The organism is Oleiphilus sp. HI0123, assembly GCF_001635315.1.
Window position 1 is genome coordinate 1 of record NZ_LWGE01001562.1, and the last position, 1,788, is coordinate 1,788.

Consider the following 1,788-nt stretch of genomic DNA (forward strand, 5'->3'; position numbering starts at 1 on the left):
CGCTGGATTAGTTTAGGTAGCTTGAATTTTCAGCCTTCTGAATTGGCGAAGCTTTTGTTGGTGGCTTATCTCGCAGGCTATTTAGTGAGACGTTTAGATGAGGTGCGTACAACATGGTGGGGCTTTGCAAAGCCGATGTTGGTCTTGGCTTTGGTTGCCTTATTGCTGCTTAGTGAGCCGGACTTAGGTTCTACCGTTGTAATTGGTTGTGCCTTTCTGGGAATGATTTTCCTCAGTGGTGCGAGATTAGGGCAGTTTATTATTCTGATTCTAGGCTGTTTAGCATCTGTGGCCTTACTGATTTATTCGCAGCCCTACAGATTAAAGCGTTTAGTGGGCTATACCGATCCTTGGGCAGATCCCTATGGTAGTGGATATCAGGTGATTCAGTCTTTGATCGCATTTGGGCGTGGGGACTGGTCGGGCGTAGGTTTAGGCAACAGTATTCAAAAGCAATTTTACTTGCCCGAGGCTCATACCGATTTCGTTTTTGCCATTATGGCAGAAGAGTTTGGTTTGATTGGTACATTGCTTGTTGTTTCGTTGTTTGTCGTTTTGGTCTACAGATCCTTACGCATAGGCTATTTGGCAGAAAAGAAAAAGCAATTATTCAGCGCCTATTTTGCCTACGGCATTGGCATCTTATTCGCGGTTCAGTCCTTTATAAACATAGGCGTCAATATGGGCTTACTACCGACTAAAGGTCTGACACTGCCATTGGTAAGTTATGGCGGTAGTAGCCTGATTGTGAGTTGTATGTGTATAGGCGTGTTGTTAAGAATTCACCGTGACCTGATGGCGATTGAAGATGAGCCAGACTCAGAACAGACCAAAGACAAGGAGCTTATCCATGCGTGATAAAACATTCCTTGTGATGGCTGGTGGCACTGGCGGGCATGTATTTCCAGCCTTAGCAACGGCAAAGAAACTAATGAGCCGCAATGACAAAGTTGTTTGGCTAGGTTCAGTCGGTGGTATGGAAGAGCGAGTAGTGCAAGACGCTGGAATCCCTTTTTACGGTATTTCCGTCAGTGGTGTTCGCGGTAAAGGCATATTAAGCAAAGCTTTAGCACCCTTGAAGATCGCTAAAGCCGTTTTCCAGGCTTTATTAGTGCTTAGGAAAACAAGACCCGATGCCGTGTTAGGTATGGGAGGCTTCGCTTCTGGGCCTGGTGGCTTGGCGGCAAAACTCTTGGGTAAGCCTTTATTGGTTCACGAACAGAATGCCGTAGCAGGAATGACCAATAAAGTACTCGCGAAAATGGCAGATTCAGTGATGTCAGCTTTTCCTGAAGCCTTTGAAGATGCGAGTAAAGTTGTGCTGACTGGCAACCCATTGAGAGATGAAATCTGCGAGTTATTTTATTCAAGCAAAGACAGTGTTTCGAAATCTGGGCCGATCAGAGTGCTGGTGTTGGGTGGGAGCCTTGGAGCTGCCAGACTAAACGAAGTGCTCCCTGGTGCGATGAGCTCTTTGGGGGCAGAAATTAGACCGGAAATTTGGCACCAGACAGGGCGTAATAAGTCCGAAGGCGTGGCTGCAAGTTATGAAAAGTATGGTGTCAAAGCTCAGGTAAGTGAGTTTATTGATGATATGGCCGCAGCCTATCGCTGGGCTGACTTTGTGATCTGTCGAGCCGGTGCTTTAACCATATCTGAACTATGTGTGGCGGGCTTGGGAGCGATCCTCATCCCTTATCCTCATGCGGTCGATGACCACCAAACGCTCAATGCCCAGTATATGACCAAGGGCGGTGCGGCATGGTTATTAGACCAACAGGATTTGAG

Annotated in this window: 2 protein-coding genes; both read left to right on the plus strand. The window is 47.0% G+C overall.

Features of this window, described 5'->3' with window-relative positions; translation table 11 throughout:
• On the plus strand, positions 1-858 hold an 858-nt coding region (gene ftsW, locus A3761_RS20925; protein WP_068750808.1), incomplete at its 5' end, for a putative lipid II flippase FtsW.
• Positions 851-1,788: undecaprenyldiphospho-muramoylpentapeptide beta-N-acetylglucosaminyltransferase (gene murG / locus A3761_RS20930; RefSeq protein WP_068750810.1), on the plus strand; the 938-nt coding region annotated here is incomplete at its 3' end. The genes ftsW and murG, both read left to right, overlap by 8 nt.